A 23,323-nucleotide genomic window follows, 5' to 3' on the forward strand; every position below is an offset into this window, starting at 1 on the left:
CGTCGGCCATCGGCGATGCCCCGCCAGTCGGCGCCTCCCGCCGGCCGGGCCACCCGAGGCCAACTGCACATGATCGGCAACGCCCACATCGACGCGGTGTGGTTGTGGCCGTGGCAGGAGGGTTACCAGGAGGTGCGGGCGACGTTCCGCGCCGCCCTGCAACGGATCGACGAATATCCGGAGTTCGTCTTCACCTGCGACTCGGTCGGCTACCTGGCCTGGATCGAGGAGCACGATCCCGACCTGTTCGCGGCGCTGCGGGAGCAGGTACGCGCGGGCCGGTTCGAGATCGTCGGCGGTTGGTGGGTCGAGCCGGACTGCAACATCCCCGGCGGCGAGGGATTCGTCCGCCACGGGCTGTACTCCCAGCGGTACCTGGCCGAGAAGTTCGGGCGGATGGCTTCGGTCGGCTGCAACGTCGACCCGTTCGGGCAGAACGCCGTGATCCCGCAGTTGCTGGCGAAGTCCGGCATGGACAGCTACGTGTTCATGCGGCCGCAGCCGCAGGAGGCCGCGCTGCCCGGGCCGACGTTCTGGTGGCAGGCGGCGGACGGCTCCCGGGTGCTGGCCTACCGGATCCCGCACGAGTACTGCAGCCCCGGGGGGCATCTGGGTGTGCACGTCGGCAAGGCGCTGGCCCAGCTGCCGCACACCACCGACCCGCTGATGTGCTTCTACGGCGTCGGCAACCACGGCGGCGGTCCGACCCGGGCGAACATCGAGAGCATCCGGGAGCTGGACGGCAGTGACCAGTTCCCGCAGATGCTCTTCTCCACGGTGCGGGCGTTCTTCGACGCGGCCCGCGCCACCGGACGGGACCTGCCCGAATTCGACGGCGAGATCCAGCCGCACGCGGTGGGCTGCTACTCCGCGCACTCCGGGATCAAGAAGCTGATCCGGCAGACCGAACACGCGCTGCAGGCCGCCGAGAAGTGGGCCGCGGTCGCCAGCGCGACGACCGGCCTGCCGCCCGCGACCGACCAGTTCGAACACGCCTGGCGGCAGGTCCTGCTCAACCACTTCCACGACACCGCGGCCGGCACCGCACTGCCCAGCGCGTACGACGACGCGCGCGACCAGCTCGGTGAGGCGCGGTCGATCGCGGCCCGCCTGCAGAACCAGGCGATCCAGCGCATCAGCCGCCAGATCGACATCCCCGACGAGGACCAGATGACGCCGCTGGCGGTGTTCAACCCGCACCCCTGGCCGGTGCGGACCACCGTCGAGGTCGAATTCGGCAGCTTCCTCGGCAACGGCGGGATCGTGGCCGAGGACGACGCGCAGAACCGCATCCCCGTGCAGTCCGCCCGGTCCACGACGGTGACCGGCGGCCGCCGGCGGCTGGTGGTGCCGGTGGAGCTGCCGCCGCTCGGCTACCGGCTCTACCGCATGTATCCCGATCACCGCACCGCCCCCGGCGCGGCGGTGGAGCGCGACACGGTGCTGGAGAACGACCACCTGCGGGTGGTGGTCGACCCGGCGACCGGGTGGCTGTCGAGCCTCGTGGACAAGGCCACCGACGCGGAGCTGATCAGCGGCGACGCGGCACGCTCGGGGCACGCGGTCGTGCTGAACGACCCGACCGACACCTGGGGCCACGGCGTCATCTCCTACCGGGACGTGATCGGCGCGTTCACCCCGATGTCGGTGCGGCGGATCGAGACCGGCCCGGTCCGGCAGGTGCTCCGGGTCCGCAGCGCCTACGGCGCCTCGACGCTGACCGAGGACTTCGTGCTGGCCGCGGACGCGCGACACGTCGAGGTCAGGGTCACCATCGACTGGCACGAACGCCTCCGGATGCTCAAGCTGCGCTTCCCCACCGGCCTGACCGACGTCACCGCGACCCACGCGGTCCCGTACGGGCACGTCGAGCGCGTCGCCGACGGGCACGAGACGGTCAGCCACTCGTGGGTGGACGTGACCGGCACGCTGGGCGGGCGCCCGGCCGGCCTGTCGGTCCTCAACGACGCCAGGTTCGGTGTCGACGTGACCGGGGGCGACATCGGCCTCACCGCGCTGCGCAGCCCGGCCTACGCCTGGCACACCCCGCAGCCCCTGCCCGCCGCCGACGACGACTACGAGGTCATGGACCAGGGGGTGCAGCGGTTCACCTACCGGCTGCTGCCGCACGCCGGGGACTGGCGGGCCGCCGGGACCGTGCGGGCCGCGGCGGAACTGGACCAGCCGCCGGTCGCCCTGCTGGAGTCGTGCCACGACGGTCCGCTGCCCCAGCAGCGCTGCTTCGCCGCCGTGACCGACGCCGACAACGTGGTCGTCACGGTGGTCAAGCAGGCCGAGGAGCAGACCGGCGACTACGTGGTCCGGGGCTACGAGACTGCGGGTGCGGCGGCGAACGCCACCATCGACCTGCCGTTCCTCGGCCGCACGATCACCGCCGAGTTCGGCCCGCACGAGATCAAGACGTTGCTCGTCCCGCGCGACCCCGCCCGGCCCCCGGTCGAGGCCGACCTGCTGGAGCGGCCGACGGCGGCCGGGGCCGGACCCGACGAGCCGGACGGTGAGCGGGAATGACGTCGGTGACTGCCCTGACCGGGGGCTGGCGGCTGCGCGGCTTCCTCGGCGACGACTGGCAGCTGCACCGGGCCCAGCTGCACGCCCGCGACGGCCAGGACGACGAGCGGCGGTGGATCCCTGCCCGGGTCCCCGGCAGCGTGCTCGCCGACCTGCTCGCCGCCGGCCAGGTCCCCTCCCCCTACGTGGGCACGCAGAGCCTGCTGTCGGAGTGGGTGCCGCAGCGGACGTGGGTGTACCGGACCCGCCTGCGTACCGCCGGGCTCGCGCCCACCGAGCGGGCGTTCCTCGAATTCGACGGCATCGACTACTCGGCCGCGGTCTACCTGGACGGCGAGCGGATCGCCGTGCACGAGGGCACGTTCGTGCCCCGCACGGTCGAGGTGACCGGGCGACTGGGCCCCGGAGAGCACACCCTCGCCGTGGTCGTCGATGCCGCGCCGGTGAGCCAGCCGCAGGTCGGCTACACCGCCCAGGTGAACGTCCACAAGGGGCGGATGGGCTACGGGTGGGACTTCTGCCCCCGGATCGTGCACCAGGGGTTGTGGGGCCCGGTCCGGCTCCGGACGACCGGACCGCTGCGGCTGGCCGACGTGTGGGCGCGACCCACGGTGACGGACACGACGGGACGCGTCACGGTGACCGTCTCGGTGGACGGCGCGGCGACCGGTGCGAGCGCGGAGTGCACGCTGCACGACCCGGCCGGCGCGACCGTCGCCAAGGCCACGGTGCCGCTGGACGGCCCGGTGACCGAGGTCGCCCTCCAGGTCGACGCGCCGCTGCGCTGGGAGCTCAACGGCCGGGGCGACGCCCACCGGTACGCGTTGCGCGTGGCGCTGCACGACGGCGGCGGAGCACGCAGCGACGAGCACCAGCTGCGGTTGGGCTTCCGGGACGTACGCTTCAGCCGCGACGCCGACGCGCCCGCCACGGCCCTGCCCTACCGGCTGACCGTCAACGGGCGGCCGAGCGACATCAGGGGCTGGAACTGGGTGCCCGCCGACGCCCTCTACGGCGCGGTCGACGAGGCCCGACTGCGCCACCTGCTCGGGCTCGCCCGGGACGCCGGGGTGACGATGCTGCGCGTGTGGGGCGGCGGCCTCATCGAGAGCAGCCTCTTCTACGACCTGTGCGACGAGTTCGGGATCCTGGTCTGGCAGGAGTTCGCCCAGTCCAGTTCCGGCATGCGCAGCGTGCCGAGCGAGGAGGTCAGCTTCGTGGCCCGGATGGTCGCCGAGGCCGAACAGATCGTCCCGGCCCGCCGTAACCATCCCAGCCTGGCCATCTGGTGCGGCGGCAACGAGTTGCAGCGGGCCGACGGGGTACCGCTGACCGACGCGGACTCCCCGGTGCTCGCCGCGCTGCACGACGTCGTCGCGCGCCTCGACCCGGACCGGCAGTGGCTGCCCACCTCCCCGTCGGGGCCGGTGTTCGGCAACACGCTGGACAGCGTACGGACCAGCCCGGAGCAGCACGACGTGCACGGACCCTGGGAACACCAGGGACTGTCCGACCACTACCGGCTCTACGACTCCGGCCGCGGGCTGCTGCTCAGCGAGTTCGGCGTGGAGGGCATGAGCAACGTCCGGGCGATCGAGTCCGTCGTACCGGCCCCGCAGCGCGTCCTGCCCACGGCCGGCGACCCCGTCTGGGACCACCTGGGCCGGTGGTGGAACAACGAACCGCTGGTGCGGCAGGCGTTCGGGGACGCCCTCACCGACCTCGCCGCGCTCTCCCGGGCCAGTCAGTTCCTCCAGGCGGACGGCCTGCGCTACGCCGTCGAGGCCAACCGGCGCCGACCGGAGAGCTGCGGGGTACTGCCCTGGCAGCTCAACGAGTCGTTCCCGAACGGCTGGTGCACCGCCGCCGTCGACTACTTCGGCGAGCCGAAGGCCGCCTACCACTACGTGCGTCGCGCCTACCGGCCGCTGCACGTGTGCGCCGCCCTGCCGGCGCCCCGCATCACCGACGACCAGTTCGCGGCGACCGTGTGGGCGTGGTGGGACACCGCGTCCGGGCCGGCGCGCGTCACCGCCCGGGTGGTACGCCTGGACGGGAGCCAGGTCGCCGAGGCGCACTGGGCGACCGAACTCGTCGCGGGCCGGCCCCAGCCGCTCGGCGAGATCCGGTGCTCCACGGCTGAGCTGGGCGGGACACCGTTCCTGCTGGATCTGTCCGTGCACGCCGGCACCGAGTCGCGGACCAACCGCTACCTGCTCACCGCCGGCCCCGACTTCCGGGACCTGCTCGCCCTGCCGCCGGCCGGCATCTCCACCCGGCTGCACACCAGCGGCGCGACCTGGACGCTGCGGCTGCGCCACGAGACCGGGCCGGCCGGGGTGTTCCTGCGGCTGCTCGACGCCCGCCCCGCGGCCGAGCCCGGCTGGCCGACCTGGGACGACAACGCCATCGACCTGCTGCCCGGCGAGGAGCGGGTCCTGCACGGCCGGTGGGACGGCGTGCCGTCCGAGGACCGGCGCGTCCGGCTCGACGGCTGGAACGTGCCCGCTCGACTGATCACCGAGGTCGGCTGATGGCGGCCACCGTGACAGACGCTCCGCTGCACATCAGCGGCCTCGACCCGAACCTGTTCGAGGTGGCGGTGCGACGGGCGGCGACGGCTTCGCCCGCCGGGGGCGTGACCGCGACCATCACGGCCACCTACCGGGGCACGGTGCCGGTGGAGGCACGGCTGCGGGTCTCCGTCGGCCTGGCCGACGCCGACGATCCGTACTGGCTCATCCCCGGGCTCTTCTACGGCGAGAACCGCCCCGCGGACAACCATCGGCTCTATCCGCGCTTCGCCCGCACGGTCGACGAGCCCGCCGACCCCGGGCGGTACGTCTCCCCCGCCTGGAGCTTCCGCGCCGACCGCGCGGCCACGCCCGCGGTGTTCGTCTGGGGGGCGTCCGGCGGCCTGGCGCTGGCCGTCGACGAACGCAGCTCGCTGGGCCTGACCGGGATCGGTTTCGCGCACGAGGGCGACACCGCACAGCTGCACGCCGACTTCCCGTACCGGGAGGAGCCGGTCAGCTACGTCGGCAGTCGGGAACCCGCGGCGCCGCTGGCCCAGACGCACCTGTGGCAGCCGGGCGAGCGGCACGTCGTGGAGCTGTGCCTCTACCGGCTGCCCGCCGACCGGCACGCGTACGCGCCGGTGCTGCGGGAGCGGCACGCCCGGTCGGCGACGGAGCCGCTGCGCCCCTGGGTCGACGTGGCGGAGGCGGCGGACCTGGCCGCGTACGGCCTGCACCGCTGGCACTTCCGCGCCGATCCGGCGGTGCTGCTGGAGACCGCGGCGTTCGACCGGGAGTTCAACGACAACGTCCGGGGCCTGGGTGACCGGGCCGCCATGCACGTCGCGTGGGTCAGCGGCATCCCGTACGCCCACGCGCTGCTGGCGCACGGGCGCCGCCGGGGAGAGGACGACCAGGTGGCGGCCGGCGCGGCGGTGATCGACCACATCTGCGCCAACCTCGCTCCGGCCGGGACGTTCTGGGGCCAGTGGACCGCGGCGACGGGTTGGGGCCAGAGCTGGACGCCGGTTCCGGGCGGCCTGCACGCCCGTACCCTCGCCGAGGCGACCCTGTTCCTGCACCGTGCCGTCCGCGCGGAGCGGGCCGCCGGCGTGGACCGCGCGGGCTGGCTGGCGGCGGTGCGGAGCAACCTCCGCGTCGCGGTCCGCAACCAGCGCGCGGACGGCAACCTGGGCAGCCTCCTGCACGCCGCGGACGGCCGGGTGCTGTCCTGGGCCGGCGCCGCCGGGCTGACCTGGGTCGCCGCGCTCGCCGAGGCGGGCGACCTCGACCCGGGCTTCCTGGCGGCCGCACGGCGGGGTGGCGACTACTACGCCCGCTTCGTCGAGGAGGAGTTCCTGCACGGCGCCCCGGAGGACGTCGACCTGGCGCCGACGTCGGAGGACGGCTACGCGGCGGTGCTGGCGTACGTGGCGCTGTGGCGGGCCACCCGCGAGCCGCGCTGGTTGGCGCTCGCCCGCCGGGCCGCGGACTGGATGCTGACCTTCCGCTACAGCTACGACGTGCACTTCGACGGGCACACCCTGCTGGCGCAGTACGGCTTCCGCAGCCGTGGCGCCGACCAGGCCTCCCCCAGCAACCAGCACCTGCACTCGTACGGGCTGATCTGCCTCCCGGAGATGGTCGAGTTGGCCGCCGCCACCGGCGACCGGCACTACCTCGACCGCACCCGGGAGAACCTGGCCTGCTTCCGGCAGTTCATCGCCCGCGCCGACGGCGACTTCAACGCCTACCGGGGCATGGCCAGCGAACGCTACTACCAGACCGCCTGCTTCCAGGCCAAGGGCATGCTGCTCACCCTGTCGCACGCGTGGAGCGTCGGGGTGCTGCTGCTGGGCTGCGAGGCGGCGCTGCACCTGCCGGAGGTGGACTGGCAGTGAACACCTTCCCGGCCGGATTCCTGTGGGGCGCCGCGACCTCCGCGTACCAGGTCGAGGGCGCCGTGGACGACGACGGCCGGGCGGCGTCCATCTGGGACACCTTCACGGCCGAGCGCGGGATGGACTCCGGTGCCGACGCCTGCGACCACTACCACCGCTGGCCCGCCGACGCCGACCTGATGGCGCAGCTCAACCTGAACGCCTACCGGTTCTCGCTGGCCTGGCCGCGCATCATCCCCGGCGGGACCGGCGCGGTGAACCGGGCCGGGCTGGCGCACTACGACCGGATGGTCGACGGTCTGCTCGACCGGGGCATCACGCCGCTGCCGACGCTGTACCACTGGGACCTGCCACAGGCGTTGCAGGAGCGCGGCGGCTGGACCGACCGCGCGACCGCCGACGCCTTCGCCGCCTACACCGACGTCTGCCTCGACCTGCTCGGTGACCGGATCGACACCTGGCTCACGGTCAACGAGCCGTGGGTGGTGTCCGTGCTGGGCTACCGGCTCGGCCTGCACGCCCCCGGCGAGAAGGACCTCCGCACCTCCGTCCTCGTCGGCCACCACCTGTTGTTGGCGCACGGCCTGGCGACCGGCCGGATCCGCGAGCGCCACCCCACCGCCCGGGTCGGCATCCCGCTGAGCCTGTTTCCCAACTACCCCGCCACCGACGACCCGGCCGACGTCGCGGCGGCCTGGGCCTCCGAGGGGTACACGAACCGCTGGTTCCTCGACCCGGTGCTGCGCGGCAACTACCCGGCCGACACGGCCGAGCTGTTCGAGCGGCTGATCGGGCCGATGGACTGGGTACGCCCGGGCGACCTCGACGTCATCGGCAACCGGCCGGACCTCATCGGGGTGAACTACTACACCCGCCGGCGGGTCACCGCCGCCGCGCAGGACGAGCTGCCCTGGCGGGTGCTGCCCCCCCAGGAGGGCGTGCCGGTCACCGACAGCGGCTGGGAGAGCGTTCCCGACGCGTTCCACGAGCTGCTGGTCCGCCTGCACCGCGACTACGGCGTGCCGGTGCTGATCACCGAGAACGGCGGGGTGTGGAACGCCGAACCCGACGCCGACGGGCGGGTGCGGGACACCGGACGGGTGCACGCCCTGCGCGAGCACCTGCGCGCCCTGTCCCGCGCCATCGACGACGGCGCCCAGGTGCTCGGCTACCTGCACTGGTCGCTGCTGGACAACCTGGAGTGGGCCGAGGGGTACGCCCCACGCTTCGGCCTCGTCCACGTCGACCGGGCGACCCAGCGGCGCACCGTCAAGGACAGCGCCCGCTACTACGCGGCGGTCATCGCCGCCAACGCGGTCGTCGACGCGACCGACGAGACGGAGGGACGATCGTGAAACTGACGATCATCGGCGGCGGGTCGACCTACACCCCCGAGATCGTGGACGGGCTGGTGCGCCGGCGCCACCAGCTCGACGTCTCCGAGCTCGCCCTGCACGACGTGTCGGCCGACCGCCTGGCCGTGCTCGCCGGGATGAGCCGGCGGATGCTCGCCGCCGGCGCTCACCCGGCGGTGGTCAGCACGCACACCGACATCGCGTCCGCCGCAGACGGCGCGGACGTCGTGCTGGTGCAGTTGCGCGTCGGTGGGCAGGCCGCGCGGCTGCGGGACGAGACGCTGCCGCTGCGGTGCGACTGCCTGGGACAGGAGACCACCGGCGCCGGCGGGCTGGCCAAGGCGCTGCGCACCGTGCCGGTGATGCTTCAGGTCGCCAAGGAGGTACGGGCGGTCAACCCCACCGCCTGGCTGATCGACTTCACCAATCCGGTCGGCATCGTCACCCGGGCCCTGCTCGAGGCGGGACACGACCGGGTGGTGGGGCTGTGCAGCGCCGCGGTCGTCTTCCAGCAGCACTTCGCCAGGCTGCTCGACGTCGCCCCGGAGCGCATCACGCTCGACCACGTCGGACTCAACCACCTGACCTGGGAGCGTCGGGTCCTGCTCGACGGGACCGACGTGCTGCCGCGGCTGCTCGCCGAGCACGGCGATCCGGTGGCCCGCGCCACCGGGCTGCCCACCGAGCTGGTGCGGCGCCTGGGCACCGTGCCCTCCTACTACCTGCACTACTACTACGCCCACGACGAGGTGGTCGCCGAGCAGCAGGCGCGCGGCGTCCGGGCCCAGGAGGTCATGGAGATCGAGCGCCAACTCCTGGCCCAGTACGCCGACGAGCGGGTGACCGGCAAGCCGGAGCTGCTCAGCCGGCGCGGCGGCGCCTACTACTCGCAGGCGGCGCTGGACCTGATGGCGTCGCTGCGCCGAGGCGACGGCCGGGTACACGTGCTCAACGTCCGCAACGGCTCGGCGCTGCCGTTCCTGCCGCCGGACGCGGTCATCGAGGTGCCGGCCACCATCACCGCGGCGGACGCCACCGCCCAGCCGGTCGAGCCGGTCGAGCCGCTGATCGCCGGCCTCGTCGCGCACGTCACCGCGTACGAGCAGCTGGCGCTGGAGGCCGCGGTGCACGGCGGTCGCGAACGGGTGTTCCGCGCCCTGCTGGCGCACCCGCTCGTCGGCCAGCACGCCGTCGCCGACCGGCTGGCCGACCTGCTGATCGCCGCGAACCGCGAGCACCTGCCCTGGGCCCGGTGATGCCGCGGCTCGTCCTGGCGGTCGACGGCGGCAACTCCAAGACGGACGTCGCGCTGATGAACGGCGACGGGCTGCTGCTGTCGTGGGTACGCGGTCCCGGCAGCGCCCTCGGCGCGCAGCGCACGGCCGCGCTCGTCACGCGGCTGGCGGCCATCGCCGCGCAGGACGCCGGCCTGACCAGCGCCGCGCTCGCCCGCGCGCACGGGGCGTACTACCTGGCCGGCGCGGACCTGCCGGTCCAGGTCGACGCCCGGCGCGAGGCGATCGCCGCGCACCAGGTGCTGACGTCGATCGAGGTCGGCAACGACGCGTGGGCGCTGCTGCGGCTCGGTGCCGCGGCCGCAGCGCCGGCCGTGGCGGTCGTCTGCGGTGCCGGGCTCAAGTGCGTGGCCCGCGCCGGCGACGAGCGGTACGAGTTCCCCGGGCTCGGCTGGCAGACCGGCGACCTCAGCGGCGGCGGTGACTTCCTGGCCCGGGAGGCCGTCCGGGTGGCGGCCCGCGCCGAGGACGGGCGGGGCGCGGACACCCGGCTGCGCGAGGTGATCTGCGAACAGCTCGCCGTGCCCAGCGTCCGGGCGGTCGCCGAGCGGCTGCTCACCGGGACGCTCGCGGAGCAGCGGCTCGGCGAGCTCGCCCCCGGCGGTCCTGGCCTGCGCCGGCGACGGCGACGGGCTCGCCTCCTTCCTGGTGCACAGTCTGGCGGCGGAGGTCGTCACACTCGCCTACGCCGCCCGCCGGCGGTTCCCGGCCGCCGGGCCGGGCTGGGCGCTGGTACTGGGCGGCGGCCTGCTCGCCGATCCCGACGGGCGGCTGCTCGCCAGGGTCCACGCCGTCGCACCGGACATCGACACCGACTTCACCGTGACCGTCCCTGCCGAGCCCCCCGTGGCGGGTGCCGCCATGCTCGGCTTCGACCACCTCGGGATCTCCGCCGACGACGCGGTACGCGCGGCGTTCCGGGACGCGGAGCCCAGCGTGATCTGCCCTGAGGAGCTGCCGGAATGACGCCACTGCGCATCTTCCCCGACGCCGACGCGCTCGGCGCCGCCCTCGCTGCCGAGATCCTCACCGGGATGACGGAGGCGGCCCGGGAGGGCCGCCGGTATCTGCTGGGCTGTCCCGGCGGACGCAGCCTGATGAGCACGTACCGGGCCGTGGCCGCCCGGCTGCACGAGGCGCCCATGGACCTGGCCCACGTCGTCATCGTGATGATGGACGACTACCTCGACGACGCGCCGGGGCCGGCGCGCCGGGTGCCGGTCGAGGCGCGGCACAGCTGCGAGCGCTTCGGGCGGCGGCAGATCGCCGAGCCCTGGAACCGGGCGGTCGGCAGCCGTCCGGGCGTTCCCGCCGACCAGGTGTGGCTGCCCGACCCGCTCGACCCCGCCGGCTACGACGAGCGCATCGCCGCGGGCGGCGGCGTCGACCTGTTCCTGCTGGCCACCGGCGCCTCCGACGGGCACGTCGCCTTCAACCCGCCGGGCTCGGACCTCGCCGACGGGACCCGGGTGATCCCGCTCGCCGACACCACCCGGCGCGACAACCTGGCCACGTTTCCGCACTTCGCGGCGCTGGACGAGGTACCGCGACGGGGGGTCAGCGTCGGGCCGGCGACGATCGCCCGGCTGTCGCGGCGGGTGCGGTTGGTGGCGACCGGGCCGGCGAAGGCCGCCAGCGTCGCGCGCGTGCTGGCCGCCCCCGGTTGGCAGGCGGAGTGGCCGGCGACCCTGGTGCACGCCTGCCGCGACGCCGAGCTGTGGACCGACCGGGCAGCCGCCGCGGAGCTCAGCCCGTAGCGAAGGGGCCCAGCTGCCGCACGCCGGAGCGGGGTGAGGTGAGCACCGGCGCCGGTACCTGCTCGGCGGGCAGCCGGTCGACCACCCGCGCCATGCTGGCCTGGGCCAGGACCAGCACGTCGACCTCGCCGGCGAGGCGGCGCACCTCGGCGGCGACGATCTCGTCGTGCCGGCCGGGATCGCCGTGGCGCAGCGCGTCGAACGCGCCGGGGCAGACCGACTCGCGGATCTCGCACGGCGCACCGCGCTCGGCGGCCGTGCGCCGCAACAGGTCGCGGGTGGGCTGCAGGGTGGCGGTGAGCGTCGCCAGCACGCCGATCCGGCCGCCGACGGTGACGGCCCGGACGGCCATCGGTTCGTCGACCCGGTAGATCGGGATGCTCACCTCGGCGCGGGCCTGTTCGGCCGCCTCGCCGATGGACGAGCAGGTGACCAGGACGGCGACCGCCCCGGATTCCTCCGCGAACCTCGCGTAGGCGGCCACCCGCCGGCGGGTGCGCGCCAGCATGCCGTGCGCGATGGTGTCCCGCAGCAGCGTCTCGTCCACGATGTTGACCGCGTCCACCGGGCCCACCTCGCCGGGGAGCAGGTCGGCGAAGACGGCGGGAAGGGCCGTCACGGTGTGCAGGAGACAGACGCGGTTCATCGGACCGGCCCCAGGCGGGGGTGGCGCGCCGCGACGGCGCGCAGGCTCGCCGCCGACGGCCCGGTGGGCTCGTACTCCAGCGCGAGCCCGCCGTCGTATCCGGCGACGTCCAGCGCCGCGAGCAGCGCCTCGACGTCCAGAGCGCCGCTGCCCGGCTCGTGCCGGCCGGGGAAGTCCGCGATCTGTACGTGCCCCAGGGCTCCGGCCGCCGCCGCGACCGTCTTCGCCACGTCGTCGCCCATCGCGGCGACGTGGTAGGCGTCCAGCTGCAGTTTGACGGCGGGCCGGCCCACCTGGTCGAGCAGGGCGATCACGTCCGGGACGCGGGGCAGGAGGTAGCCGGGGATGTCGCGGTCGTTGATCGGCTCGACGACCAGGGTCAGCCCGGCAGCCGCGGCCAGATCCGCCGCCCAACGCAGGTTGTCCGTCAGGCAGCGCCGCTGGTCCCACTCGTCCACGTCGGGCAGCCGCCGCCCGGCGAGCACGTTGACCAGCGGGCAGCCGATGTCCCGGGCCAGGTCCACCGCTCGGCGCAGCTGGTCGCGCCAGCGGGGGCTCAGTCGGGGATCGTTGCTGTAGCCGCGCTCGCCGGCGGCCAGGTCACCGGCATCCATGTTCACCAGCGCGACCTGTACGCCCGCCGCCCGCACCAGCCCGGCCACCTCGTCCGGCGGCAGCGGGGGCCACGGGAACTCCACCCGGTCGAAGCCCGCGTCGGCTGCGGCGGCGAAGCGCCGCCGCCACGGCAGCTCGGTGAACAGCAGGCCCAGATTGACGACCGGGTGCATCACCGAACCTCGGTCCAGGGGCGGCCGTACCGGTCGACGATGTCGGTGAGCCGCCGGAGCCGGGCGACGGAGCCCTCCCGCAGGGCCGCCGCCGGGTCGGTGGTGGCCAGGGCGTCCCGCCACAGGGCCCGCCCGGCCAGCATGCCCGACGCCCCTCCCCGGCAGGCCGCCTCGACCGCGGTCGGGAAGTCCGCCGCGTCCACCCCGTTGGAGAGCACCACCCACGGCCGGGACAGCTGCCGGTCGAGCTTCTCGCAGGCGGCCACGAGATCGCACAGGTCACCGCGCCCCTGGCGGGGCACCTGCGCCTTGTAGAGGCTCGGCTCGAGCGGCCCGAGCGCGGCGGCGGCGTCGAGGATGCCCGCCTCGAGGTCGAAGTCCTGTTGCCCCGGCGCGGGGACGGCGACCGGTTCGAGGACGGACAGCAGTCCGGCCTGCCGGCACAGCTCGACGAATCGGTGGGCCAGCTCGACCCGGCGGTCCTCGCCGCCGTCGCGTTTCCAGGTCACCAGCAGCTTCAGCGCCACCACGCCGTCGCGGCCGGCCTGCGCGAGGTCGGCGTCCGGGTCCAGCTCGGTGTCCTCCACCGGGCCACCCGGTTGTTGGGACAGCGCGTCGACGGCGAGGATCAGCCCGCAGCCGGCCGGCAGCACCCGGTCGCGGACCAGCTGGGCGTAGGCGTGGTGCCGGTCGATCAGGAACGCGGAGGCGAGCGGCGCCAGGGTGGCGGCGACGTCGAGCTTGAACGAGGCCAGCGCGGCGTCATCGGCCGGGTGGCCCTGCTCGGTGAGCATCGTCCGCAGGCTCTCGCGCTGATCCATCGCGACCATGGCGAACGTCCCGGTGGGCCGGGCGAGCCGGTCCAGGGTCAGCGGTGGTGTCTCGGTCACGCTTCTTCCTTACTGTCGGGGGCGTTCGCGCGTACCAGGGGGAGGAATTGCGATCGGTACGCCGTCTCCCACTCCGGCGCGGAAACCGGCACCCGGGGCAGCGGTCGTCCCGTCGGCGGGGTGTCCGCGACGCCGATCGCCCGCCCGGCGAGCTGGGCCGCGCCGAGCGCCGCGGACTGCTGCCCGGGCAGCACCACGACGGGCACCGGGGTCACCTGGGCTTTGATCCACATCCAGGTGGGGTTGGCGGTCGGGCCGCCGAAGACCGTGACGGTGTCGGGCTGGCGTCCGCTGATCGTCGCCTGGCTCTCGAGCATCCAGCGGACCTGCAGGCACAGTCCTTCGAGGACGGCGCGGCCGAGGTCGGCGAGGCTGTGCTCGGGTCGGATGCCGTGGAAGGACAGGGTCCGGTGCGGATCCGGCTCGGGGCTGGCCCGCCCCTGCAGGTACGGCTGGACGGTGATGCCGGTGGGCGGGCGGCCCGGCGGGCCGACGAGGTCGCTGAACCACCGGTGCCGGTCCGGCTCCGTCCCGGGCGCGAACCGGTCGAGCAGCCACTCGACCAGCCCACCGCTGCTGGACAGGCCGCTGATGAGGCAGTACGAGCGGCCGTCCACGAAGGGGCCGACCGAGGTGCCGGTGGGCTGCGCGGGCGCCGGCGGCGGCGCGGCGACCGGGGTGACGACGGCCTCGGCCGTACCCATGGAGTCGGCGACCTGGCCAACGGCGCGCACCCCGGCGGCCCAGGCCGCGGCGAGATGGTCGTGGCCGGCGACGACGACCGGCGTCCCGGCCGGCAGGCCGGAGCGGGCCGCGGCCGAGGCGGTGACCCGTCCGGCGACCCGGTCGGCGGCGGCCGGGGGCATCTGGTCGGGCCGCAACCCCGCCAGGTCGAGCAGTTCCGGCGAGTAGGCCATCGCGGTGATGTCGAAGACGCCGGTGCGGGCGGCCAGGGTCGGGCTGGTGGCGACGGCCCCGGTGAGGGCGGCCACCACCAGATCCGCCGCGTTCGCCCAGCAGGACGCGCGGCGCAGCAGTTCCGGTTCATGCCGCCGCAGCCAGATCCACCGGGCCAGGGGCAGCTTCGCGCTGGGATGCAGGCCGGTGGCGGCGAAGAAGGCCGCCCGCCCGACGGCGTCGCGCAGCTCGTCGGCCTGCCGGTGGGCCCGGCGGTCCCGCCAGTGCAGCAGCTCGCCGACCGGGGTGCCGTCGGCGGCCACGAAGCTGCCGGTCTCGGCCATGCTGGCGACGCCCAGGGCGACCGGCGCGGTGCCGGCGGCGGCCACGCATTCGGCGAGCAGCCGCAGCGCGGTGTCCCGGAGCGCCTCGACGTCGGACGGGGTGCCGGCCTTGCGCTGCGCCACCGGGGTGCCGTCCGCCCGGAACACGCCGGCCTTGGTGTGCGTGGTGCCCACGTCCAGGCCCGCCAGCAGCGGCTGCCCCGCCGTCATCGGCCGGCGCCCTGATCGAGCAACGACCGCCGCGGGTCGGGGTCGGTGGTGATCCGGTCGAGGATGTCCCGCAGGGTGCTGTCGGTGCCGACGTTCCCGGGTACGACCACGTAGGACGGGGCGCCCTGCGGCGTGCGCAGGCGCCGCACCGGCACGCCGGGCCGGATCTGCCCCCGGACCCACGCGCCGCTCGCGCCGAGCGCGTCGGTGGCCAGCCGCGCCGAGGTGATGCCACCCTTCGCCACGACCAGGTCCACCTCGGCGGCGAGACGCCGAACGGTCGCCACGAGGGTGTCCATGAGCAGCTCCGGCGCGGCGGCGATCCGGTCGTGACTCGGCGCCCGGTCGCTCGCCAGCAGCGCGTGGCCGTCCTGCTGGAGTCGCTCGCGTACGGCGCCGGCCAGCAGCGCGTCGTCGCCGCGCTGGGCGCTGGCTGGTATCTCCACGCGTCGGTCCCACAGCCCACCCAGGGCCCGCAACTGGCGGGTACTGGCAGCGGTGAAGGAGCCGCAGGCGACCAGGACGCGGCCGGGCGGCGGCAGCGGGATGCGGTCGAGCGGTCGGGTGGAGAGGCCGGCCAGGGCGGCGGCCAACGAGGCGGCGCAGCGCACCACCACCCGCGCGCCGCGGTTCTGGGCTCTGACGAGGCCCGCCGCGATGGCCAGGAGGTCGGCTTCGCGGACGCAGTCGGGGATGACGAAGGCGTCCGGCCCGGCGCCGAGCAGCGCGTCGGCGACCGCGTCCGGCCCGTGCGCGCGTAGCCGCGCCAACGGCACCGGCACCGCGTGTCGGCGGCCGCCGCTGACCTCCCGCACCCAGTCCGCAAGGGTGCCGCTGCGGTAGCCGAAGACGGGGTCGCGGGCGAATTCCGTGTCCGCGACCGGAACCGCCCCGGTGGCGGTCCGGAGGTAGTGGATGCCGTCGCGGGTGAAGCGTCCGCCGTCGAGGAAGGCGGGCACGAAGAGCACCGGCGTGTGCGGCGCGACGGCCTCGACCTCGGCGACCACGTGGCCGCGCAGCGTCGAGTCCCCGCGCAGGATCAGGGTCGCGGACCGGCCGGCGTCCCGGGCCGCCGCGTCGACCGCGCGGGCGATGCCGCCGACCAGTTCGACGGCCGGCCGCTCGGCGAACGCCCGGCTGTTGGAGAGCACGAAGACCGCCGGCTGCGCCGAGGCGAGGAACTCGTCGAAGGTGGCCCGGTCGGGTCGCAGGATGACGTCCACGTCGCTGACCGCCTGGGTTCCGGTCGGGTCGTCGTCGATGATCACCTTCGCTCGCTGGTCGGCGGCGATCTCGGCTCGCCAGGCAGCGAGATCCTGCACGCCACGCCCCTTTCGATCGCCGGGCCCCGTCCCACTCTGCGTCCGGTGGCAAAAGATGTCAATGGTTGGACATCTTTCGGCCGAACGTGGACGGATGGCTGACCGTCGGGCCTCCGGCCACCGGTACGGTCTAGCCGTGACAGTCCGACAGCGCACCAGCGATCGGGAGCTGCGTTACACGTCCGCGCCGCAGCGCCGGGAGGAGATCCTGCGCCGGATGCGCGGCACCGGCTACGTGTCGGCACCCGAGCTCAGCGTCGAGCTGGCGGTGTCCGAGCGCACCGTCCGGCGTGACCTGCAGAAACTCGCCGAGCAGGGGCTCGTCGACCTCGTCTACGGCGGAGCGCTCGCACCGACCGGCGTCGCCCCCGGCTCCCCCTTCCTCACCCGCGTGCAGGCGCAGTACGCGCAGAAGCGGGCAATCGCCAACCAGGCGCTCCAGCTCGTCGAGCCCGGCGCGACCATCGGCATCGACGCCGGCACCACCACCCTGGAGATGGCACGGCTGCTGCCGCCCGGAAGCGATGTCACCGTGGTGACCCACTCGCTCCCCGCCATGGGGGCAGTCGGCGAGCGGGACGACCTGACCCTCATCGGGCTGGGGGGCCTGCTCCATCCATCCACCCAGACGTTCACCGGACCGGACACCATCACCACGATCAGCCGGCTCCGGGTCCACACGTTCTTCCTCGCCGCGAGCGGCCTGGGCCCCGACGGGGCGTACTGCAGCAGCCCGCTCGACGCCGAGGCGAAGCGGGCATTCATCGGGATCGCCGAACGGGTCGTGCTGCTGACGGACTCGTCAAAGCTGCGCCAGATCGCGCCGGTCCCGATCTGCGACTACGGCCGGCTCGACGCGCTCATCACCGATGACGCCATCACCGACGCCGACCGGACGCGGCTGGCATCCCGCACCCGGCTGCTCATCGCGGCGGGCTAGGCAGCCGGAGCGGGACGACAGCGGATCGCCTCCAGGTCGCCGCGCAGCTCGCCGCGGCCTGCCCCGAACGGCACCACGATCGTGTCCCCCGCCGTGACCGGCAACGTCCCCTCGGCGTACCGCAGCGAGCCGTGCCCGGACACCATCACGACGACCGAGAACCCCTGGTCGAGGTCGCTGACCGGAGCGGGTCGCAGCCGCTCCGCGGCGAAGAACTCGTCGGCCTGCTCCGGGAACAGCCGCTCCACGCCCTGCCGGACCTGGCGCGCCGCCCGCCGAGCGCGGCTCAGGTCGGCCAGGCGCCCGTCCGTCCACGCGCCCCGGTCCACACAGGCCAACGCCGCATCCCTGCCGAGGCCGAGGTAAGCGGACGATTCCGACACCGCGAACCCCTGACGCTCCAGGAGCACCGAGAAATCGGTGGGCTCCTGCACCTCGACCAGGAAGATCCCCGGCCCGATGGCGTGCGGCAGACCGGCCGGCACCAGGACGGCGTCACCGCGCCGCACCCGTACCCGATTCGTCGCCGCGAGCATCGGGGCGACCTGCTCGGTCCTGACCCAGCCGGTCAGCTCGTCCGGCTCGACGTCGCGGGCGAAGCCGAGATGCACGACGGCGTCCGGCACCGCGTCCACGATCACCCACGCCTCCGTCTTGCCGTAGGGCGAGGCCAGGTGACGGCGGGCGAATCGCCGGTCCGGATGCACGTGCAGCGGCAGCCGCTCGCCGGCGTCCAGCAGCTTGACCAGGATCCCCGGGTCCGGCCCGTACCGGGCCACATGCTCGCGGCCCAGCCAGCGTTCGGGCTCCGCCGCCATCTCCTCGGCCAGCGTGCGCCCCTCGTCGAGCACGGTCAGGCCGGCGGGCGCGGACCGGTAACGGGCCGTGGTCGAGGCCACCCAGTCCTCGGGATGGAAGGCGTCGTCCGGCACGGGCAGCCCCCGGAAGCGATGAATGCGCCCGGTGCCGCGATAGAAGGAGCGCGGCGTGTTCGCGGCAAGGCGCAGGGGTCGCATCGGTGGTCTCCTTCAACGGGACGCGTTCTGCGTGGCACCGAGTCTCGCCGGTGGCGGCTCAACATGGACGCTGGAGGGGCGCGGTGCGGCACTGCCGCCATGACGTCCGTCATCAGATCACACGGCTGGTCGTGGTGGGTCCGAGGCGGGCATGCGGTGGTCGCGTCAGACGCGGGGGCGGTCACGGCGGAGGCCGCGCATCCGGTACGGCGACCCGCTGGGGGCAGAGGGGTCGGCGGCACTGTCGTTGGACCCGGCACCCCGTGGGCCGATGCTGCTCATCCTGCCGGGGCGGTCGGGAATATTCCGTTTTGCGGCGAGTCAGGCGACACCGACCCGCCGAGGCGGAACAGTAGGTGGGTGACCGGCAGCGAGCGGGAGTCGGGGCGGCGCGCCCGATTCTTCCGGCAGCTCGAGCTCAGGACGGGGGGCTCCGGGGTAAACCGGCTGGAACTGTTCCTCGATCTGGTGTTCGTGTACGCGTTCCTGAGCGTCACGGACCTGATGGCGGAGAACTTCGGGATCGAAGGCCTGCTGCAGGGTGTGGCGGTGATCCTCCTGCTGTGGCGGGCCTGGACCTCGTACACCGTGGTGGGCAACGTCGTCCGGGTACGTTGGGGAATCATCCGGCCGATCATGTTCGGCGTGGCCGCGACCATCCTGCTGGTCGGTATCGCCACACCGGTGGCCTTCACCGATCGGCCCGGCGCTCTGTTCGGGCCGCTGGTCTTCGTGACCGCCTTCCTGCTGGCCCGGCTGACGGCGCTGCTGACCCTGACCTATGCCGGGTGGGGCACGAAGATCATCCGGAGTCTGGCAACGGGCGTCTGGCTGCCGTTGTGCGCCAGTGCGGCGCTACTCCTGTGCGGCGCCCTGCTGCCGCGTCACTTGCCTGCGGGGGTGAACGGTGGCGCCGTCCGGCTGGCCTTCTACTTCGCCGCCGCGGTGGTCGACTTCATCGGCGTCCGGGCGATCGGGGCGGGCGCCCTGCGGATCGCGTCGGTGCCGCACTGGACCGAACGGCACCGGCTGATCGTGCTCATCGCGCTGGGCGAGACGATCATCTCGATCGGCACCAGCCGGGGCCTGAGCGGTGGCCCGCCGATCACCTGGGCGGTCATCCTCGGCTCGGCGCTGAGCCTCCTCGTCGTGGCGGTGCTGTGGTGGCGCTACTTCGACATCGCCGGGCTCGCCGCCGAACAGGCGCTGGAGCAGGGACCGGCCGGCAGCAGATCGATGCTGGGCCGGGACGCGTACAGCCTGCTGCACGCACCGATGATCGTCGGCCTGGTCCTGCTCGCACTCGGGCTCAGGCGCGCGTTGAGCGCGGTCGAGCCCGCGGCCGCGCCCCGGTGGGACCGGCTGAGCGTGCTGGTCCTCTACGGCGGTGCTCTCCTCTACCTGCTCGGCCTCGTGGCCCTCGAGCGCCGCACCATCGGCCTGCTGGGCCGCAGCCCGCTGCTGGGAATCGCCCTGGTCATCGCCCTGCTGCCCGTCGCGGTCGAGCTGCCGGCGGTGGCCGTGGTGGGACTCCTCGCCGCCGTGCTGGTCAGTATGGTGCTGGTTGACCTCACCGTGTTCCGCCGGCGCCACCGCGCGCTGCACGAGATGGTCGCGTCGGTCGCCGCGCGCACCGCCGGCAGCGGTGTCACACCGAAGGAACTCTTCCTCGACCTGGTGGTCGTCTACGCGTTCATCCAGGTCAGCGTTCTGATGGCCCGGCACCCCTCCGTGGTCGGAGTCACCCAGGGGCTGGCGGTGCTCAGCCTGCTGTGGGCGGCCTGGTGTCTGTCCGCGCAGCTCGGCAACGCGCTGCGCAGCGAGTCCATCGTCGCCCGGCTGACCGTCCTGCTGATCGTGGCGCTGACCCTGACGATCGGCATCGCCATCCCGCAGGCCTTTGAGCGGGTGCCGGGCGGTCTGCCCGGGCCCCTGATCGTGGTGCTCTGCTATCTCGTCCTCCGGGTGCTGCACCTGGCCGCGTTCCGCCGGGTCGCTGCCGCAGCGCCGCCCGCGCCACTGTGGCGGGTCAGCGTCTCGACCCTGGTGTCGCTGCTGCTCCTGCTGCTCGCTGCCCTGGCTGCCTCGCGACCACACGGCCCGGGGGCGGGCCGGGTCGAGGTTGCCCTCTGGGTCGCGGCGATCGTCATCGACTTCTCCGGCGGCTACCTCATGGGGCCACGGTTCTGGCTGACAGGTTCCGCGAAGCACTGGACGGACCGGTACGAGCTGATCATCCTCATCGCCTTGGGCGAAGCGATCCTGTCGACCGGCGTGGCGCTGTTCGGGCGCCCCATCTCCTGGTCGGTCATCCTCGCCATCGCGGTCAGCATGATCCTCTTGTCCAGCCTCTGGTGGGCGTACTTCGACACCGATGCCCTCGTCGGGCACCGGGCCGTGCAGGCGGCGACCGGCAGACCGCGTGGAGCGTTGGCCCGCGACGCCTACACCTACCTGCACCTGCCCATGATCGCCGGCCTGATGCTGCTCGCCTTCGGCCTGCACGAACTCCTCGGCCTGATCAGTGACCCGGCAGGTCCGCACGCACCGCTCGGGCACCCGGCCGTCTTCACCGGAGTCATCCTCTATCTCGTCGCGACCCAGGCATTCTGGTGGCGGGTTCGGCATCAGATCCGCTGGGTCCGGACGCTGGGGATCCTGCTCATCGCGGTCCTCGCGCCGACCACCCTGCGCCTACCCCCGCTCTGGGTGCTGATCGTGCTCGCCGCGGCCACCGCCGCCGTCCTGGTGATCGACTCCCGGCGCGCCGTCGACCTGCGTCGACGGCTGCGCGAACCGTCACCGTCGGCCATCCTGGCCGATGCGCGTCCGGCCGAACCCCTCCGGTGACCCGCCCTCACCGGCTGGCCAGAACGCCGGCGGGCGCGCCGGCAGGTTCGGTGGTCCGGGCACGGTTGGTCGGCCGCCTGCGCAGCGCCCACTCGGCGACAGCCAGATTGATCACCCAGGCGGCGACCATCAGCAGCACCCGGGTGAGCCCCTTCGGCTGGCCGGCGAGCAGCATCCAGGGCAGGTGGGTCAGGACCTGGGTGCCCGCGCCGAGCCCGATCGCGTACCCGCGGGTCATCCAGGCGCGGTGGCGCACGATGTCGCGACGCCGGATCGCGGCAAGGCCGAGGACGATACAGCAGGCCATGGCCGAGCCGAAGCCGAGCCGAATCGGGGTCAGCAACACATCGTCGATGGGCGGGCGAGGGTAGAACAGCGTCATCCACAGCCCCGACAGTGCGGCGGCGAGCCCGCAGGGGACAAGCAGCCGTCCGGCGAGGCGGTGCCACCCGGGACGCCGGCGGCGGAAGCCGGGGGCGAACTGGAGCGCGCCGAGGAGGCAGTAGAGGCTGGCGCCGACGATGTGCACGAGCACGGGCACGGGCGAGGCGAAGAACCGGGCGTTGTCCGAAGTGACCGTCGCACCACCGGTGAGCTGGGCGACCCGGGCGGCGCCGGCCACCACGGGCACCAGGCTGAGGATGATCAGGCCGATGGGCACCAGCCACTGTCGCTTGGCCGAGGAGGTCACGGCGGTCCCTTCTCCAATGCACGAGGTGTACGGCGTACACCTGCCCACCACGGTAAGGTGTACGCCGTACACCGTCAAGGGGCGGTACGGTGGGCACCGCTGGAAGGGACGGCGACGGAGATGGCCCAGCAGGTGGACGGCGCACGCCGGGCACCCCTCAACCGGGACCGCGTGCTGCGCGCCGCCGTTGCGCTCGCCGACGACGGCGGCATCGACGCGGTGAGCATGCGCAGCCTGGCCCAGGAGCTGGGCGTCGTGCCGATGGCGCTCTACAAGCACGTAGCCAACAAGGACGAGCTCCTCGACGGCATGGTCGACGTCATCGTCGGTGAGATCGAGCCGCCGGTCGGCGGCGGCGACTGGAAGACGGCGATCCGCGAGCGCGTCCTCTCCGCGCGGCGCGCCCTGTTGCGCCATCCCTGGGCGTCGCGCGTCATCGAGTCCCGCCCCCACCCGACCCCGGTCGTGCTGGATCACCTGAACTCGGTCATCGGCATGTTCCGGGCCGGAGGCTTCTCCGCCGATCTCACCCACCACGTGATGCACGCCCTGGGCAGCCGCATCTGGGGATTCACCCAGGAGGTGTTTCCGGCCGCACCGCCACCGCCTGATCCGGAGCTGCAAGCGGCCATGATGCGCGAGATGGCCGCCAGATACCCCTACATCATCGAGATTGCCACGGCCGCCGCGCATGAAAGCGGGTCGGTCGTCGGCGGCGGCTGTGACGACCAGTTCGAGTTCGAGTTCGCGCTCGACCTGCTGCTCGACGGGTTCGAGAGACTCCACCGACAGGGGTGGACCTCCCGCAGCCGGGCCTGACCCGACGCCACTGCTGCTCACCCAACCCGCGGCCGGGTGCTGAGCCGCCGCGGTGTCGTACTCCCGTGCCAGCATGGCCGCATGGCGACCTCGAAGCGGCCGGTGACCATCCCGACCGACGCCAGCGTCGACGACTTCCTGGCCGCGGTCCCCGACGAACGCCGCCGGGCCGACGCCGAGCGCCTCTGCGCGATGCTGCGCGACAGCACCGGCGAGCCCCCGGTGATGTGGGGCCCCAGCATCGTCGGCTTCGGCAGCTACCGCTACACCTATCAGAGCGGGCGCACGGGCGACTGGCCGCTGGTGGGCTTCTCCCCGCGCAAGCAGCAGCTCGTCATCTACCTGGTGGGTGGGTTCGAGGAGCGGTACGCCTCGGTGCTCGCCCGGCTCGGCCCGCACAAGACCGGCAAGGGCTGCCTCTATCTGAAGCGGCTCGACGACGTCGACGAAAGCTCGCTCCGCGAACTCGTCGACCGCACCGTGCGGGTGCACACGGGCGTCGACCGGGCCGGCGAACGCGGACGCTAGGCGGGACCCCGGGGCCCGGGGCCCGC

18 protein-coding genes are annotated in these 23,323 nt (G+C 73.8%); 11 read left to right on the forward strand and 7 right to left on the reverse strand.

Annotation, left to right across the window (positions count from 1 at the left end; translation table 11 throughout):
• The first annotated feature begins 69 nt into the window (after positions 1 to 69).
• From Q2K19_RS01340 to Q2K19_RS01370, 7 genes are read left to right on the forward strand one after another with little or no spacing between them, the layout of a single operon-like run.
• Positions 70 to 2,532, forward strand: coding sequence for an alpha-mannosidase (locus Q2K19_RS01340; RefSeq protein ID WP_302766902.1), 2,463 nt, complete (start codon positions 70 to 72; stop codon positions 2,530 to 2,532).
• Entirely contained in the window at positions 2,529 to 5,066 is a 2,538-nt protein-coding gene (locus Q2K19_RS01345) for a glycoside hydrolase family 2 protein (protein WP_302766904.1), read from the forward strand. Before Q2K19_RS01340 ends, Q2K19_RS01345 begins: the two co-directional genes overlap by 4 nt.
• Positions 5,066 to 6,949, forward strand: a complete 1,884-nt coding sequence (locus tag Q2K19_RS01350) for a YyaL domain-containing protein (RefSeq protein ID WP_302766906.1) — start codon at positions 5,066 to 5,068, stop codon at positions 6,947 to 6,949. The genes Q2K19_RS01345 and Q2K19_RS01350 overlap by 1 nt, the downstream gene beginning before the upstream one ends.
• On the forward strand, positions 6,946 to 8,304 hold the full coding sequence (locus Q2K19_RS01355) for a GH1 family beta-glucosidase (RefSeq protein WP_302766908.1): 1,359 nt from the start codon (positions 6,946 to 6,948) through the stop codon (positions 8,302 to 8,304). The genes Q2K19_RS01350 and Q2K19_RS01355 overlap by 4 nt, the downstream gene beginning before the upstream one ends.
• A complete protein-coding gene (locus Q2K19_RS01360; protein ID WP_302766909.1) occupies positions 8,301 to 9,560 on the forward strand; it encodes a 6-phospho-beta-glucosidase in 1,260 nt (419 codons plus the stop codon). Before Q2K19_RS01355 ends, Q2K19_RS01360 begins: the two co-directional genes overlap by 4 nt.
• On the forward strand, positions 9,560 to 10,549 hold the full coding sequence (locus Q2K19_RS01365; RefSeq protein ID WP_302766910.1) for a hypothetical protein: 990 nt from the start codon (positions 9,560 to 9,562) through the stop codon (positions 10,547 to 10,549). The genes Q2K19_RS01360 and Q2K19_RS01365 overlap by 1 nt, the downstream gene beginning before the upstream one ends.
• A gap of 12 nt (positions 10,550 to 10,561) precedes the next feature.
• Positions 10,562 to 11,356 carry a 6-phosphogluconolactonase gene (locus tag Q2K19_RS01370; protein ID WP_302766912.1) on the forward strand — a complete coding sequence of 265 codons (795 nt, stop codon included), beginning with the start codon at positions 10,562 to 10,564 and terminating at the stop codon, positions 11,354 to 11,356.
• Here Q2K19_RS01370 and Q2K19_RS01375 read toward each other — a convergent pair.
• From Q2K19_RS01375 to Q2K19_RS01395, 5 genes are read right to left on the reverse strand one after another with little or no spacing between them, the layout of a single operon-like run.
• Positions 11,346 to 11,975 carry an aspartate/glutamate racemase family protein gene (locus Q2K19_RS01375; protein WP_302766914.1) on the reverse strand — a complete coding sequence of 210 codons (630 nt, stop codon included), beginning with the start codon at positions 11,973 to 11,975 and terminating at the stop codon, positions 11,346 to 11,348. The two genes, Q2K19_RS01370 and Q2K19_RS01375, sit on opposite strands and share 11 nt — an antisense overlap.
• A 23-nt stretch (positions 11,976 to 11,998) precedes the next feature.
• Entirely contained in the window at positions 11,999 to 12,790 is a 792-nt protein-coding gene (locus Q2K19_RS01380; RefSeq protein WP_302766915.1) for a hydroxypyruvate isomerase family protein, read from the reverse strand.
• A complete protein-coding gene (locus Q2K19_RS01385; RefSeq protein ID WP_302766917.1) occupies positions 12,790 to 13,680 on the reverse strand; it encodes a hypothetical protein in 891 nt (296 codons plus the stop codon). Before Q2K19_RS01385 ends, Q2K19_RS01380 begins: the two co-directional genes overlap by 1 nt.
• Positions 13,677 to 15,131, reverse strand: a complete 1,455-nt coding sequence (locus tag Q2K19_RS01390) for an FGGY-family carbohydrate kinase (protein WP_302766918.1) — start codon at positions 15,129 to 15,131, stop codon at positions 13,677 to 13,679. Before Q2K19_RS01390 ends, Q2K19_RS01385 begins: the two co-directional genes overlap by 4 nt.
• Entirely contained in the window at positions 15,128 to 16,453 is a 1,326-nt protein-coding gene (locus tag Q2K19_RS01395) for a four-carbon acid sugar kinase family protein (protein ID WP_302766919.1), read from the reverse strand. The genes Q2K19_RS01390 and Q2K19_RS01395 overlap by 4 nt, the downstream gene beginning before the upstream one ends.
• A gap of 136 nt (positions 16,454 to 16,589) precedes the next feature.
• Here Q2K19_RS01395 and Q2K19_RS01400 point away from each other — a divergent pair, with 136 nt between their 5' ends.
• Complete coding sequence (locus tag Q2K19_RS01400; protein WP_302766920.1) at positions 16,590 to 17,393, forward strand: DeoR/GlpR family DNA-binding transcription regulator; 804 nt, start codon at positions 16,590 to 16,592, stop codon at positions 17,391 to 17,393.
• Here the strand turns inward: Q2K19_RS01400 and Q2K19_RS01405 are convergent.
• On the reverse strand, positions 17,390 to 18,409 hold the full coding sequence (locus Q2K19_RS01405) for a class I mannose-6-phosphate isomerase (protein ID WP_302766921.1): 1,020 nt from the start codon (positions 18,407 to 18,409) through the stop codon (positions 17,390 to 17,392). The genes Q2K19_RS01400 and Q2K19_RS01405 overlap by 4 nt on opposite strands.
• 360 nt (positions 18,410 to 18,769) lie before the next feature.
• Here Q2K19_RS01405 and Q2K19_RS01410 point away from each other — a divergent pair, with 360 nt between their 5' ends.
• Positions 18,770 to 21,259: a low temperature requirement protein A gene (locus Q2K19_RS01410; protein WP_302766922.1), complete on the forward strand. Its 2,490-nt coding sequence runs from the start codon at positions 18,770 to 18,772 to the stop codon at positions 21,257 to 21,259.
• Between the two features lie 7 nt (positions 21,260 to 21,266).
• On the opposite strand, the gene Q2K19_RS01415 is transcribed toward Q2K19_RS01410, so the two are convergent.
• A complete protein-coding gene (locus Q2K19_RS01415) occupies positions 21,267 to 21,950 on the reverse strand; it encodes a DUF2306 domain-containing protein (RefSeq protein ID WP_302766923.1) in 684 nt (227 codons plus the stop codon).
• A 120-nt stretch (positions 21,951 to 22,070) separates the two neighbouring features.
• On the opposite strand from Q2K19_RS01415, the gene Q2K19_RS01420 reads away from it, so the two are divergent.
• Together Q2K19_RS01420 and Q2K19_RS01425 are read left to right on the forward strand one after the other, a co-directional pair.
• The gene (locus tag Q2K19_RS01420) at positions 22,071 to 22,769 is read left to right on the forward strand and encodes a TetR/AcrR family transcriptional regulator (RefSeq protein ID WP_302766925.1); all 699 of its coding nucleotides are present in this window, start codon (positions 22,071 to 22,073) and stop codon (positions 22,767 to 22,769) included.
• Between the two features lie 81 nt (positions 22,770 to 22,850).
• Positions 22,851 to 23,297, forward strand: a complete 447-nt coding sequence (locus Q2K19_RS01425; protein WP_302766928.1) for a DUF1801 domain-containing protein — start codon at positions 22,851 to 22,853, stop codon at positions 23,295 to 23,297.
• Positions 23,298 to 23,323 lie beyond the last annotated feature (26 nt).

The organism is Micromonospora sp. NBRC 110009, from assembly GCF_030518795.1.
In the GTDB taxonomy this organism is placed as follows: Bacteria; Actinomycetota; Actinomycetes; order Mycobacteriales; family Micromonosporaceae; genus Micromonospora.